Genomic DNA, 15,015 nt, shown 5'->3' with positions numbered 1-15,015 from the left:
TATCTCGCGCTAAACTAAAGGTGAAATCCTGCGAATTCATGAGTTTGAGTGAGAAAACTTAATCATTTCGAGGGAGCTTAATAATGCATTGCTATCGATTTGATACAATATGCTGATCATTTTGATGCGCATCTTCATTAAAGTAATGTTCAAACTGTTTTTCCATTTTATCGGCTACCAAGTTTGTGTGGCGTGAATGCACAATTGCTGTAATGACAAAATAAAGGGAAACTATTGTTAGAAAAAAATAAAGTATATTCATCGAAAAACCCCTCTCCAGAAGGTAGATGACCGAAGATTGTATGGTTCCATTTGACTTTATGTGAGCTGTATTTTTATTCTATAAAACTATTGGTCACTTTTTCTTACCATTCAACTTGATCAAAACGCATGTCTTTATAGTAGAACTCTCTATCATGATCCGTAATCTCACGAAGAACTCTGCATGGATTTCCAACAGCTATTACATTCGCAGGGATATCCTTGGTTACCACACTACCAGCACCAATTACACTCCCTTTGCCAATCGTGACTCCTGGAACAATAATCGCTCCGCTCCCGATCCATGCCCCATCCTCAATGACCACTGGTAATGCAAACATCCCGCCTTCTTTGCGCTTTTCTGGATGTACAGGATGATTCGTTACAGCAATCGTTACATTCGGGCCAAACATGACATCATTACCAATCGTAACTTTATAGTCGTCAACCACGGTTAGATTGAAATTGATATATACATTATTTCCTACGGTCGTATTTGAACCATAAGACATGCGAATTGGCGGCTCCATCCATACATTTTCTCCAATGCTTGCAAAGAGTTGTTTCATTAACGTTTTGCGCATTTCAACATCATCCGGATGCAAATTATTAATTTCATAGCATATTGCCTTACCACGCTGGCGTGCTTTCGCCAACTCTGCAGCCTCTTTCGGATAATTAGCATCGTGATCTGTAAATAATTGTTTGCTAGCCATTCGTTCTTGGATATTCATGCAACATTCTCCCTTATAAATGCTTGTATTTATTAGAGTAAATTGCATAACCCTTAGTTATGATCAGGTTTATGCAAAGTTTCTAGTTATGTTGTTAAGCCACTTAAACTGTCGATATCGAATAAAAGCAATGGGTAATTTAATCATCTCGTCTAAGCTGATGACGATATACAAAAAGATAGGCGGCACTTGCCAAACAAAAGCACATAGGTAACTAAGCGGCAGAATAATAAGCCACATGACAACAGTGTCGCACCAAAATCCAAATTTGGAATCCCCACCAGCCGTAAATATACCCGCTATAGTTGTGGAGTTTAAGGATTTAGCCATACAATAATACGCACTAATGTAAAGCATCCCATCTAGGTAACTTTGAGCAATTGAATTCAAATTGACGATGGAGTATACCAATGGTTTAATGAACAGAATCGTGCAGCCTGCAATAACTCCAAATATCAAAGCATAAAAACACATTTTGTTGCCCGCATGCTTTGCCTTCTCGATGTCACCCTGTCCCAAATACTTTCCAACAAGTACAGAGCCTCCAGTAGCTATGCCTCCACAGAGAACAACTGCTAGGTTTTTAACTACAGACGCTATCGAGTTAGCTGCTACCATATCGGAGTTCACATGGCCAATAATTGCAGCCGTAGCGGTAAGAGCTCCTCCCCATACAATATAATTCCCCTGTACAGGCAGAGTATATTTTAAGAAATCTTTTAATAAATTTCGTTGAATGCCATCACGTACAGGCAAACGAAAACGAATGCCCCCCTTGGTTACGGAGTGAATCATACAACATACTAGTTCAATAATCCGTGCTAAAACCGTGGCAAGAGCTACTGCGGAAATGGCCAGTTCGGGTCTTGATGGGAATAAAATAAAAATGCAAAAGGCATTGAACAAAATGTTTAAGATCAAACATAAGGAGCTAATCCACGCACTGAGTTTTGCATTTTCCATACTTCTAATCACACTGAGATACATCTGCGATATTCCCATCACGAGATAAGAAAAGGAATTCATTTGTAAAAACTTAGAGCCATATTGAATCAGTTCAGTATCATTGGTGAATAAATACATAAGTGCCTCTGGAAGAAAGAAGGAAGTCAAAAAAAACAAAATGGAGATACAAAAGGAGAACATGCAAGCAATACTAAGAATGCGCTGTATGGTTGGTAAATCCTCCCTTCCCCAGTATTGCGCAGTCAGGATACTTGCCCCCGCTGACATCCCCATGTAAAACAATGTTAATGCAAAAGTAATTTGCCCTGCGAGTGATACGGCTGACATTGCAGATTGACTAATCATACCCAGCATAAATACATCAACGGATATCACGGTTGCTGATATTAAATTTTGTAATGCAATGGGAATGACGAGCATCATTAACTCTCGATTAAAATCACGACTGCCAGATCCTCTAAATTGTATACGGTTTCTCACCTATACCCTGTCCTCTCGTTGATTTCCACAATATAAGAATAGGATAGTATCATTGTTATTTCCATTAAAATTGGCTATAATTTTATAAAAATCGTATATATTCAAAGGATGATTTTGTTGATGACAAATTTAGAGGTGTTTTCTGATTTATCAGAACGTTTAAATTATAATATTCCTGATTTACCACTTTACGTCAGAAAGGGAAGCCTTCATCAATTTAACAATCATACAGCAGTAGCGCATTGGCATGTGGACGTGGAGTTTATCTACGTATTAAAAGGAGCGATGGATTTCTCTGTTAATGGAACTATCACTCGATTGCAGCAGGGAGATGGACTTTTTGTGAATAGCCAACGTTTGCATTTCGGTTATTCTCTTGCAGACCACAACGATTGTTTATTCCTTGTCATCGTCATTCATCCGTCTATCCTTGGTGTGAAGCCTTCATTTGTTCAAACATACTGGGGGGATAAGTTTAGTTTAATGATGGATGATTTTGTCGTGCTTACAAATCAGATTGATTGGCAGCAAAGAATATTACTTTCCATTCAAGAAATCTATCAGGAAATGCACAAGGACCATACTCCTCCCAATCCGCTTCGTCTGGCATCACAAGCTTTATCTTTGTGTGCTACTATAGGGGATCATTTGCAACCCATTTCTGGGCAATCTGGAGTATTGACACATGTTCAGGAAATGACTCGTTTCATTCATCAAAACTATGATCAAAAAATAACTCTTGAGGAGATCGCATCTGCAGGAGCTGTTTGCAGAAGCCGTTGCTGTACATTATTTAACAAATATGTGGGCCAGACGCCCAACAACTATGTCACTCAATATCGCCTTCAAAAAAGTTGCGAAATGTTAAGAGAAACACGAAGATCCATTAGTGAAATCGCACTTGCCTGCGGTTTTCAAAGTGCTAGCTATTTTTCGTCCATTTTCCGTAAACAGATGGGTGTAGTTCCGCAAAATTATCGAAAACAAGTTTCGAATAACGATTCAACTTGAATGGAAGTAATACAAGCTGTTTTGGAATAATATGGATTACAACAGTCTTTCAACTCAAATATTATTTTGTCAAAAGCGTAATATAGAAATTCAAACAATAAGGAGTACGGGCACTGCAACTCAAATAATAAAGAGCGGGGCAATCACACCATTGCCCCGCTCTTTTACAGAATGCAATACCATTTGACAGACAAGGGTCACTGCAAATCCAGTATTTTTTGAATCGTGAGAAGAACACCATTTTCTTCGTTTGACTTAGTAATAAAGTTTGCTGCCTTTTTAGTATTTTCACAAGCATTACTCACTGCAAAGCTGTATTTCGCGATTGCCATGAGTTCCACATCATTCTCGCCGTCACCAAATGACATTGTTTCCTCGTATGTGACGCCCAACATTTCTTGCAGTTTCTTTACTGTCTCACCTTTATGCGTATGCAATGCCGTGATATCCAGCCATCTAGCTTCAGAATCAACAATATAAATTTGTCCACCCAACGTATTCTCAACATGTGCTCTTAATGCTGTACTTCGCCCCTCCGTGTCGAAGACCGTGATTTTGATAAAACGGCTATCTATGTTTGCAAAAGAGTCTGTTTTTAATACACGTTCATAGGAGCCTTTAACAACTTTATACATATCTTCTGAAATGGAAGAATGAACGTACGCAGCATCACTTGCACATACAATAAGCGTCATATTGTTGTCGAAGTCTTGAATTTGATCAATCGCCTGTAGAGCTAGATTCCGATCAATACTAAACTCTTTAACCACTTGGCCATCTTTTTTAATTCGAGCAGCACTGTCACCCAGTATCCAAACTCCCTTGCCATGTTCGTCAAACAATTTTTCAACACGTTCACATTGTTTACCTGTACATGCGACAAATGTGACTCCTTTTTGCTGCATCTCTGCATAAACTTTTTTGAAAAGTTCGACATCGTACTGACTTTTATTGTTCAGAAATGTTCCGTCTAGATCCGTGACTACAAGTTTAATCATACTTATGCCCTCCAGTTTTTTGCTTGTCTTTTTTGTCCTTTTGATTAAAATGATCTACGTGTTTCACTTGCATGTTTTCCACAAGAATTTGAATTTTTTGCGAATATACAATTGCGCTGATGATAAAATACGAACCTATCAAAATGCATGTGGTCAATATAATTCCCACTAATATTCCCATGAGTATTCGCTTCCTGTGAAGTTCATAAAGGTCTTTTTTTATATACTTTATAATGAATGTTTAAAAAGTATCTAAAAAAATTCAAAACGAGTTGGTAACATGCTTATCTATGATCTCTCGCTACAAAACAAGATTAAAATATGTAACTGGTTTCATGTCAATAAATTATTTTCAGTACATCAGACTTTAGCGTGGAATGAAACGATTCGATAGGGGCATGATCAGCGGGTGTTCCTTTACGGGACATGCTCATGGTTATGCCTTTCCCTTTACTGCAGCTTGATAAGCCTGTGACGTATATACGCTTCCCTGAACGCTATGAAGCAGCAGCGTGTCTGTTTTGGAAGTTGATTCAGCGTATCCACAACCAAGGACGTATCTTGCTTGTCCGCTATACTGTAAGCCACAGTCTACCCATTGTACAGGTCTAGAATGCTAGAGAAGTACAATATCTTTTCGCCAAACGGTAAATTTTTCCCACAACAGTAGTGGTGCCTTTTTTAAGAATGTATATTCGTTTTTCTATATTTTTATGGTATATCCATCCAAGTCAATCCCAAAAAGAGACATACACATAATCCTTAGACGTGGCATAAAAGTCAAGATTTGCTTAACCCAAAAGAAGCCCCTCAAGGCCTAAACGATAGGCTCAAGGAGCTTCTGATGTACAACATTATCCATTCTTCAGCAATCTGGTCGGCGAAAATCCTGCGCCATGACGCAGTTTCCGCTTTTCCAACCGTTTGTGCAGCGAACGGTTATACAGAACCTGAATGACAAAATACGAAATTATGCCCAGCACCACACCGAAAATAGACATGCCGATCAGGATGTGGAGGCCTCCGTGCAGTAAGTCTCTGAATACAGACCAGTTGCCGTGAAAAAGCTCCATAAAAGAATGCTCGTGAAGTCGACCGCCCCTGACATGTACCGGATAATGTGATGGATAAATCCAAGCTCCCAGTTGCTTGGCGAATGGCATCAGTACAATCGGCAAAAAGGTCAGCTTGCCGACAACGTTACCCACAATGGCGGCAGGCAGCGAACCACCGGACAGCCGAACAATCGGGTAAAACACGAGGTATACGAGAGAGGCCGTGGAAATTACGATCATCTCCAGGCCAAAGCCAATGGCGAAGCCCAAAGAGATTTTTTTAACTCCACCAGGGGCGCGCAACAGCTTAATAAAATTCAGACGAATCGCCCGCCATATATTTTGAAACACATTGTATTTCTTCCTTGATTTATGAGGTTTGAGCCTTTTCGGATTGAACTTTATCAATAGGAGGACTCCTTCAACAGTACAAATTCAAGTTTAGGAATGAGTTCAAATAACTCCCCATCCTTACTTAGTCTATACTGTCATTATAACCCTCAGCGTTCGAAAAGCAATGCTATTCCGCCTGTTTCGCTATTTTAGAACACAATTCGCTTATTGACATCGCTGGATAGAGGTACAAGGTCCCAAATCTCAGCCGCGTATTGCTGGATTGTACAATCACTGGAAAATTTCCCGGAATGGGCCATATTTACAATAGCACGTCGTGTCCACTCCGAAGGATTGCGATACACCTGTTCAATATGAACCTGCGTATCTACATAAGCTGCAAAATCCTTAAGCACAAAGTATTCATCATTATGATCAATCAGAGATTGATAAATGGCCTCAAATTCCCGTTCATGCCGCGTAAAAGGTGCATCGTTTACCAGTTGATCCAGCACTTCACGCAATCTTTCATCACTGTTAGCTGTTATGCGTGCCGAATACTGTCCATTCCGATAGTAGTCCTCAATCTGATCTACCTTCAATCCAAAAATGAACATGTTGGCATCGCCTACCATTTCATGCATTTCAACATTAGCTCCGTCCAATGTACCCAGTGTGAGCGCGCCGTTCATCATAAATTTCATGTTCCCTGTGCCTGATGCTTCCTTGCCTGCCGTAGAAATCTGTTCACTGACATCCGCCGCAGGAATAATCAGCTCCGCCAGCGAGACCGAATAATTTTCAAGGAAAACGACTTTCAGCTTGTCCTTAACATCTACATCCCGATTGATCGTGTCCGCCACATTATTTATGAGCTTAATCGTCTGTTTAGCGAGAAAATAACCAGGGGCTGCTTTCGCGCCAAAAATAAATGTGCGTGGCGTAACATCCAGCGCAGGATTACTTTTGAGCTGGTTATATAGATGCATCACATGCAAAATATTGAGCAGTTGTCGCTTATATCCGTGCAACCGTTTGACCTGTACATCAAAAATGGAGGATGTATCCAGTCGTACGCCCTGTTTTGCAAACACATGCTCAGCAAGCCTGACCTTATTATTTCGCTTAATCACCTGAATCCGTTCTTGGAACGATTCGTCCCCACTGTAGCGAAGCAGGTCAATGAGTTCGCGTGGACGGGTTCTCCAACGTGTACCGATAGTCTCATCATACAAGCTTGCCAGCTCCGGGTTGGCATGCATCAGCCAGCGTCTATGGGCAATTCCGTTTGTTTTATTATTAAACCGGTCAGGATACAATTCATGAAACGACTTCATCTCTCGTTCCTTCAAGATTTGCGTATGCAGTGCAGCTACCCCATTCACACTATAGCTGCCGACGATGGCCAAATGAGCCATACGTATTTGTTCACCGTGAATAATCGCCATTTCACCAATTTTGATGTCCTGACCCGGATAACGCTCTAATAGCATAGCGCAATAACGTTTGTTCATTTCTTCAATGATCAAGTAAATCCGAGGAAGCAGTTCTCTCACCATATTGACGGGCCATTGTTCCAGCGCCTCACTCAATATCGTATGATTCGTATATGAAACGGTCCGTGTCGTAATATCCCATGCTTCGTCCCACCCCAAGCCTTTCACGTCCATCAAAATACGCATCAGTTCCGGTATAACCAGCGTCGGATGGGTATCGTTAATGTGCAGTGCTATTTTATCAGGCAATTGACTGTAAGGTAAACGAAGCTTCTCAAACGTACGCAAAATGCTCTGTAATCCGGCCGAGCAGAGGAAATACTGCTGCTTCAAGCGAAGCAGCTTACCCTCATAATTGGAATCATCCGGATAGAGAAATGCCGAGATGGACTCTACCGATCGATTGTAATCGAGAAAGCGGTAATATCCGCCCTCGCCTCGAATCGGTCCTCGAACGGGATCAAGCGCGGATTCCGCACTCCAAATCCGTAGCGTATTCACCTGCGCATGACCATAGCCTACCAGCGGAATATCGTAAGGGACAGCCCAGACCGTCTCGGCATCCTGTGTCTCAAACACAAGACGCCCCTCCTGTTCACGAGTTTCCACACGCCCCCAAAAATGAACCTCGACCTTTTTGTCAGGACGACGTTCCTCCCATACATTCCCTTTCTGTAGCCAGTAATCCGGCAGTTCCACCTGATTTCCGTCTACAATACGCTGCTCAAACAGGCCATATTTATATCGAATCCCGCAGCCATGCCCTGCATAGCCAAGGGATGCTAATGAGTCCATGAAGCAAGCTGCCAGACGGCCGAGACCCCCATTGCCTAGCCCTGCGTCTGCTTCCTGTTCCTCGATTTCCTCCAGATTCCATCCCAATTCCCCCAATGCCTGCCGAACCATATCCAATACGCCCAAATTCAGCAAATTACTGCCCAATAGACGACCTATTAAAAATTCCAATGAAAAATAATAAATCTGCTTCACTTGTCCTTCTTTGTAGGCTTGGTTCGTTTCTGCCCAATTCTTGCCGACTTGTTCACGAATCATGCCGCCCAAAACCTTATATACGTCTTCCGACTGAGCCTCCTGCATCGGTTTACCCAGTCTTCCGACTAGTTGCTCTCGAAAGGCCTGCTTAAATGCTTCTTTATTGCTGAACAAAGTGGTACCTCCTGTTAATTCCGTTTTAATGGCTAAGTATGATCTTTTAAATCACGCTATTCTTGGCAATCACATAGGGAACTTTAATGTCTCCAATCAGAGTTCGATCTGGTGAAAGCTGTACATCCTTATCTAAAACCACATTCTGCACAACTGCGCCTTTACGGATGATGCATTTTTGCATAATAATCGAGTTACTTACCCGCGCGCCTTCCTCTACTTGCACGCCACGAAAAAGAATGCTGTTCTCGACCTTCCCCCCAATGGTGCAGCCATTGGCAACAAGGGAATGATCCACCTCGGCGCTGTACGTATAACGCGTCGGAGCTTCATACTTAATTTTGGTATGCACCGGCTGATTCTGGAACAGGGCTTGATATTGCTCCTGATCCAGCAGTTTCATGCTATTTTTATAATAGCTCTCGATAGAATTAATAACTGCATGATAACCATCATAGCGATACGCGTAGATGCGCAGGCCACTTGGATTTTTCTGAATCGCATCGCGAAAGAAATGATTATCCTGATGAGCAATGCAATGCTTTACCTGATCCAGATACAAGCTTTTGTCCATCACAAACATTTCTAGATAAATATTATGATGATCCTGCTCCTGATGAATACCGGTCACTCGTCCGCTGTCGTCAATCTCCAGCCGTACACACGGTGCATGCTCAGTTTCGAGCTGGTGAATGGGTTTATATACGAGGGTGACATCCGCATTCTTTTCCAGATGATATCGGTATACATCCTCTAAATCAACCTTGTTGATATGCTGAGTTCCTGCATGTACAATGGTTTGCCCCGATGAGCGATGGAAAAAATCCAGATTATTGTGCACATGCTGCAAGTCCCCACGTGATGTGTCCGTCGGATCGTTCCAGTCCGGTGGCAAAATAAACAACCCACCCCTTCTGCGGTCTAAATCCCATGGCCGACCTTCACCCAAATGATCCAGCAGCGAACGGTATTTGCGGCGGATAAACAGTGCAATATCCTGCATCCCTGCATGCATCATATTGGATAAGGTGAAATCAATGAGCCGATATCGACTAGCAAAGGGTACTGCTGCCCCACACCGGAAATAAGTCAACTCCTTCAATTGATCCAATTCGTGATCCAGGTTGATCACTCCAATGAGCCGGCTCATAGCGGACACCGTCCTTATCCGAGTTATATTCGTGCGTGAAGCTGGCTTTCCTGATCGAACAAAATAATCTCATCTAGGCTATCTTCAGGTCCAATGACTGCGTTGTCTTCAATAACCATGTTCTCATTCACGATGGCCCGGTGAATACGTACATTGCGTCCGATTTTTACATTCGGCATGATGACAGAATCGGTAATAACGCTCCCCTCACCGACTTCAACCCCATAAAACAGTACGGAGTGTCTTACTTCTCCATCCACCATGCAGCCTTCATTTACGATGCTGTTTTTCAGGATCGCCCGCTGGGTGATATACTGGGCAGGTTGATTGGGGCTGCGGGTATAGATGCGCCAGAACGGGTCATTCAGATCTAGCGGCGGGTCCTGAACCAGAAGATCCATATTAGACTCCCACAAGCTCTGAATGGTGCCCACATCCTTCCAGTACCCAGCAAACGGGTATGCATACAGCGACCGGCCATGCTGAAGCAATAGCGGAATGATGTCTTTACCAAAATCATGTGAAGATTCAGAATCACTTGCGCTTTCCAGTAAGTAGTGACGCAACACATCCCATTTGAATAAATAAATACCCATAGAGGCCAATGTGCTTTTCGGCTGTTCAGGCTTCTCCTCAAAGTCGTATATCTTCAGGTCCTCATCGGCGTTCAGTATCCCAAATCGTTGGGCCTCCTGAATCGTGACATTGATAACAGAAATGGTGCAATCGGCTCCCTTTTCCTTGTGATAGTGGAGCATTCGACTGTAATCCATTTTATAAATGTGATCCCCTGACAGAATGAGCACATGCTCCGGGTCATACTGATCCAGGAAATGCAGGTTCCGATAAATCGCATCCGCTGTCCCACGGTACCAATTGTTTCCATTCTCTTTCTCGTGCGGTGGTAAAACGAAAACTCCTCCATCCAGGCGATCCAAATCCCAGTCGCTGCCTACGCCGATATAGGAGTGAAGCACCAACGGCTCATATTGGGTCAATACGCCCACGGTGTCTATTCCCGAATGAGAGCAATTGCTGAGAGGGAAATCAATAATACGATAAGTTCCTCCAAAAAATACTGCCGGTTTGGCCAGTGTGCGGGTTAGTCCTTTGAGTCTTTTGCCTTGTCCGCCGGCGAGCAGCATGGCAACCACTTCCTTCTTTCTCATAACAAAGACCTCCCTGTCATGTGCGTCTGAAGCAATTGTGGCAGGATATTTGATAATATCCATTAAACGTGAAAAGACAGTCGTAATCGTTTCATTACCAATGGAACGGGTAAGATGTGATGGAAAGGGTAAATCATAGTTATGCGGAACGAGTGCAAGGAATCACTAAATCGTAAAATCCCGTTCATCATTTCACATTTTGGATGCTTTTTAGGCATTAGCGTATGACAACATGATCATAAGGAGGCGTTATTGATGAAGAATAAAAAATGGGTAGTAGCAGCATTGGGAATGGGTGTTACGTATCTGATGAAAAATAAAGGAGCGCGTGATAAGGTGTTGAATAAGGTACAGACGATGGTCAACCGTGCAAAAACATCTGCAAAATCTTAATCGTAAATTTTAAAGCCAGAAAACAAACGAGCCTCTCTGAAAAATTGTTCAGGGAGGCTCTGCTCTGACGCTACTCAGCAACCACGAACAATGCACAACACATCGGTTCGAGGCTGAATCATTAGACGTTCAGGCATTCTCCTTTTGCTCTTCTACTTCCATGATATGTTCGATGGTAAAGGTTCGATGCGTGCATTCGGAGGAACGGTACGCTTCTAGAAGACCCGAGGTACGAATGTTCTCTTTACTCACCTTCTTGAAGGTATGAGTAATCTCTACTTTGCCCTTGAAAGGGAAAAAGGACAGACCTACTGTCTGGTCCGATAACCACTCAGCCCGAACCCGTCCGCTTTCATGACGAACAGCCGGGAAGCTCAAACCTTCAGCAAACCATTCATAATCTGCTGTAGGGGTACCCGGCTCTCGGCTGCATAAAAACAGACTCAATTCGTCGCAAAACAACATTCTCCGTACATCCGTCCGCACTTGATGTTCGAAGGTTACACCGCATGCCAACTCCTGTCTGAGCCTCTGGCGACGCTGTTCCTCCGCCTCTTGATAAGCATGCGTAATCTGCTTGTCCTGAGCTTTTTCATGCTCGGTCCGTCCGACGAGCTCCTTGTACATCAAGCTGCACAGCAACGCCGCATACGCATTCTCTTGCTCGACTTCATCAATCCCGAGACGATAAAAAACAAAACGTGGACTAAGCGGAAAATCGATAAACGTATAAGGTGCTGACACATAATCATTCCAGAAAGGAGCAGCGTCCAGCCTAATCCAACCCCGGTCATGCTCCCTCGCTGCATATATAAAATCCTGTTTATGACGTCTATTTTTAAAGGCACTGTCTTCCCATTGTGAAGCCAACTCACCTGAAATACGGGCATGGTCATGCTGCGTCGTCATGATATAAGCTTGATCCGTTTCATAAATAACCATATGCTATCCCCTTCCGTTAGGCGTCTATCTGATATGTGTACAAACTTTCTGATCGAAGGCCATGGTTATGTTTACCTTCATTCATTATATCAGCATAAGGGTAAAAAGGCAGTGAAGTTTTCTCCATCCTTACTTTCAATTACCCCTTAGATTCTTCAGCCGAAACTGCTGCGGAGTCATCCCTTCCATTTCACGGAACACCTTGTTAAAATGCTTGGCATTGTCAAAGCCCACAGTAGCCGCAATTTCATAAATCTTACCCTCTTGACGCCCTAGCAGCTTTTTGGCTTCTGCAATGCGCAGCCTTTTTAAATATTGAACAAAACTAAGACCTGTATAGGCTTTGAACGCCTGACTAAAATACGTATAATTCAAGGATACTACATTAGATACTACCGCCATGTTCAAATCCTCGCTGAAATGAGCATGGATGTACTGGATTGCTCTCGTCAAGCTGCCGCTTCTATCGGCAATCGCACTAGCAACGTTCGTTCTTCCAGTCAGTCTATCTATCTCCCCGCTATTCACACAATCGTTTATTAGAGAGTTCCTTTGCTGTAATTCTTCGTTCAAAACTGCTAACGCACTGAACAGTTCCTCTCTCACGATCGGCTTCAGCAAATACTCCCGCGCTCCACAACGAATCGCTTCGCGCGCATATTGGAACTCGTCATATCCACTGAGAATGATTACCAAAGGTCTGTCTCTTGGCTCCAGCTTGCGAATATGCTGCATCAGCATAATTCCATCCATAACAGGCATACGGATATCTGTTATCACCAACTCGGGTGAAAACTCCTTTACATGCTGCCAGGCTTCGCCTCCGTCCTTGACCAGCACGCATTCATAGAGATCGGAATACTCCCGTTCGATCATAGCTTGTAGCCCCATTCGAATGTTCTTCTCGTCATCTGCAATCAACAGCTTAGTCGTCATGGTTCGCCCCCCTCGTGATGTGACGTCTAGGCAAAATCAGGGTTACTGTCGTCGATTGTCCAGGAATGCTGGCCAGTTTTATGCCAAACCCTAGGCCATACTGCATACTCAAACGGCGATGCACATTATACAAACCGATCCCCCTATTTACCCCTGGCTCGTGGGAACCCATATACGTCTGTTCCAGACCAGCCATGATGGCGTTTTTTCTTTCTTCAGACATCCCCACTCCGTTATCCTGTATACGCAGTTCAACGATATCTTGCTTGGAGAAGGCTTCAATGGTGATGCGCAGCGGGCTTTGTAATGCACTCCAACCGTGCTTTATCGCATTTTCGACTACAGGCTGCAGCGACATTTTCAGTATTTCCAGTTCCATAAACGTCGACGACAGGCGAATGTCCAGTGCAATTTGGTTATCATGGCGGATGTTCATAATGGCTACATAATGCTGAATATGACGGATTTCATCCCGCAAAGAAACACACGACCCAGACCATTGGAGATTATAGCGCATCATCGAACCAAGGGAGGTGAGCGCATCCGACAGCGGATACTGTCGCTCGATCTCCGCCATCATTTTTAGATTTTCCAATGTATTATAGAGAAAATGGGAATCAATCTGATGTTTGAGTCCCTGTAGCTCGGCCTCCTGAGCAGCGGCCTGCTTCTGTACAGCCTCAGTAATGAGCACGTTAATCCGACTTAGCAAACTGCGAAAATATAGTGCTAGCTCCGCGACTTCTCCCCGCCCATATACCGGGATTGTAAGCTGAAAGTCGCCCTCCTGCTGTACTTTTTTCATAGATTCACGCAGTGTATGCAGCTGCTTGAGAATAAGGGCGTGCAAGGTATAAGAAATGACGGACATTAGCAATATTAATATACAAATAATGAGCAGCATGGCATTGCGTTTTTGACGAAGGTCACCCAGCGGACCGTCCAGCGCCACTACATTTAGCAGATAGGCATCTAGTCCTTCTATATAACGGTACAAACCAAGATAGGGCTTATTTCCATAGGTAAAGTCAAAAGCACCACCCTGTCCCTGAACGCGGGACTGTAACAGATGGTGCACATGGGACAGAGGGATCGGAATGGGATCAGGTTGAAAGGAAGCTGTAGCTATATCGGTAGAAGACACTGATTTTCCACCGTTCAGGATGAACATTTGCCATGCATAATCACGTGGTGCGGTTCCGAATACTCTAGGTGAAAAGAGCTCCAGCCTCATGTTGGTTTCCACCAAGCCTGCGTGTTTTCCCCCGCTAGCCTGAATTTCACGCAGCAATGCTATATACCGTACCGCTTCACTTTCCTGCCCTGCTTGCCCCAGCAATAAGCTCTTAGGTCCCTTGTATATATCCCACCATATTTTTCCTTGCTGATGTTGAGCCGTTGTCAGCCAGGAAGCCTTGGGCAGGCGTGATTCATTGAAAATCATGGGCCATATTTCATGTGCCTGGGGATTACTCGTATACAGCCGGATATTCTCTACGTTGGGATTGCTGTACAGCAAGTGCTGTAAATTGGGAAACACATTTAAGTTGAATTGAACCAGTTCATCGCTGCTTATTTCACGTTCCTCGGTTAGATAACGAAGTACGTTGCGATCTGAAATCGCAAGCTGTGCGGTCCGCTCCATAATTTCCATATTGCTGTGAATCTGGGCCAGCTCTGTATCCAGTACATACTGATTTTGTACGGTAATGTCATGCATGGTGTTCTCGTACAATTGATGAAAGGTATATAGCGAGAACAATACCACCGGGATTAAAATGACGCCGATATAAGCGACAATGAGCTTGACTTGAAGGGAGCAACCGCCTAGCCGATCGGCCGTATCCGTCAGCCACTGCCATATATGGCGGCGCAGCAGGCTCTTCAGCTGTGAACGTACACGGCCTGACATGAAATCACATCC

At 43.6% G+C, this 15,015-nt stretch carries 13 protein-coding genes and 1 pseudogene; 2 read left to right on the top strand and 12 right to left on the bottom strand.

The features are described from left to right. Positions 1 to 365 precede the first annotated feature (365 nt). Together HFD99_RS13930 and HFD99_RS13925 are read right to left on the bottom strand one after the other, a co-directional pair. On the bottom strand, positions 366 to 995 hold the full coding sequence (locus tag HFD99_RS13930; protein ID WP_017428360.1) for a sugar O-acetyltransferase: 630 nt from the start codon (positions 993 to 995) through the stop codon (positions 366 to 368). 69 nt (positions 996 to 1,064) lie between these two features. Beyond that, a complete protein-coding gene (locus tag HFD99_RS13925; protein WP_045243819.1) occupies positions 1,065 to 2,384 on the bottom strand; it encodes an MATE family efflux transporter in 1,320 nt (439 codons plus the stop codon). A gap of 177 nt (positions 2,385 to 2,561) precedes the next feature. Between HFD99_RS13925 and HFD99_RS13920 the strand changes: the two genes are divergently transcribed. Next, positions 2,562 to 3,452 carry an AraC family transcriptional regulator gene (locus HFD99_RS13920; protein ID WP_039277189.1) on the top strand — a complete coding sequence of 297 codons (891 nt, stop codon included), beginning with the start codon at positions 2,562 to 2,564 and terminating at the stop codon, positions 3,450 to 3,452. 197 nt (positions 3,453 to 3,649) lie between these two features. Here HFD99_RS13920 and HFD99_RS13915 read toward each other — a convergent pair whose 3' ends face one another. The 7 genes and pseudogenes from HFD99_RS13915 to HFD99_RS13885 form a co-directional block, all read right to left on the bottom strand. Next, complete coding sequence (locus tag HFD99_RS13915; RefSeq protein ID WP_025364715.1) at positions 3,650 to 4,450, bottom strand: Cof-type HAD-IIB family hydrolase; 801 nt, start codon at positions 4,448 to 4,450, stop codon at positions 3,650 to 3,652. Continuing rightward, on the bottom strand, positions 4,443 to 4,631 hold the full coding sequence (locus tag HFD99_RS13910; RefSeq protein ID WP_016821091.1) for a hypothetical protein: 189 nt from the start codon (positions 4,629 to 4,631) through the stop codon (positions 4,443 to 4,445). The genes HFD99_RS13915 and HFD99_RS13910 overlap by 8 nt, the downstream gene beginning before the upstream one ends. A 178-nt stretch (positions 4,632 to 4,809) precedes the next feature. Continuing rightward, a pseudogene (locus tag HFD99_RS25690) lies at positions 4,810 to 5,101 on the bottom strand (transposase); the annotation flags it as partial. Between the two features lie 203 nt (positions 5,102 to 5,304). Then, entirely contained in the window at positions 5,305 to 5,913 is a 609-nt protein-coding gene (locus HFD99_RS13900) for a DUF2062 domain-containing protein (protein ID WP_016821089.1), read from the bottom strand. A 134-nt stretch (positions 5,914 to 6,047) separates the two neighbouring features. After that, positions 6,048 to 8,501: a glycogen/starch/alpha-glucan phosphorylase gene (locus tag HFD99_RS13895; RefSeq protein ID WP_016821088.1), complete on the bottom strand. Its 2,454-nt coding sequence runs from the start codon at positions 8,499 to 8,501 to the stop codon at positions 6,048 to 6,050. Positions 8,502 to 8,547: 46 nt separating this feature from the next. Next, a complete protein-coding gene (gene glgD / locus HFD99_RS13890; RefSeq protein WP_016821087.1) occupies positions 8,548 to 9,651 on the bottom strand; it encodes a glucose-1-phosphate adenylyltransferase subunit GlgD in 1,104 nt (367 codons plus the stop codon). 23 nt (positions 9,652 to 9,674) lie between these two features. Continuing rightward, positions 9,675 to 10,820: a glucose-1-phosphate adenylyltransferase gene (locus HFD99_RS13885; RefSeq protein ID WP_016821086.1), complete on the bottom strand. Its 1,146-nt coding sequence runs from the start codon at positions 10,818 to 10,820 to the stop codon at positions 9,675 to 9,677. A gap of 255 nt (positions 10,821 to 11,075) precedes the next feature. Here HFD99_RS13885 and HFD99_RS13880 point away from each other — a divergent pair, with 255 nt between their 5' ends. Continuing rightward, the gene (locus tag HFD99_RS13880; RefSeq protein WP_013370876.1) at positions 11,076 to 11,213 is read left to right on the top strand and encodes a hypothetical protein; all 138 of its coding nucleotides are present in this window, start codon (positions 11,076 to 11,078) and stop codon (positions 11,211 to 11,213) included. A gap of 129 nt (positions 11,214 to 11,342) precedes the next feature. On the opposite strand, the gene HFD99_RS13875 is transcribed toward HFD99_RS13880, so the two are convergent. From HFD99_RS13875 to HFD99_RS13865, 3 genes are all read right to left on the bottom strand, one after another. Then, positions 11,343 to 12,155, bottom strand: a complete 813-nt coding sequence (locus HFD99_RS13875) for a DUF3891 family protein (protein WP_039277178.1) — start codon at positions 12,153 to 12,155, stop codon at positions 11,343 to 11,345. Between the two features lie 135 nt (positions 12,156 to 12,290). Further along, positions 12,291 to 13,091, bottom strand: a complete 801-nt coding sequence (locus tag HFD99_RS13870; RefSeq protein ID WP_045243821.1) for a response regulator transcription factor — start codon at positions 13,089 to 13,091, stop codon at positions 12,291 to 12,293. Further along, positions 13,081 to 15,003 carry a sensor histidine kinase gene (locus tag HFD99_RS13865; RefSeq protein ID WP_167440921.1) on the bottom strand — a complete coding sequence of 641 codons (1,923 nt, stop codon included), beginning with the start codon at positions 15,001 to 15,003 and terminating at the stop codon, positions 13,081 to 13,083. The genes HFD99_RS13870 and HFD99_RS13865 overlap by 11 nt, the downstream gene beginning before the upstream one ends. Positions 15,004 to 15,015 lie beyond the last annotated feature (12 nt).

Source organism: Paenibacillus sp. EKM301P, from assembly GCF_011800295.1.
GTDB classification, from domain to species: Bacteria; Bacillota; Bacilli; order Paenibacillales; family Paenibacillaceae; genus Paenibacillus; species Paenibacillus polymyxa.
The sequence above is the reverse complement of the archived record's forward strand: the minus strand, read 5'-3'. Positions and strand labels throughout refer to the sequence as shown.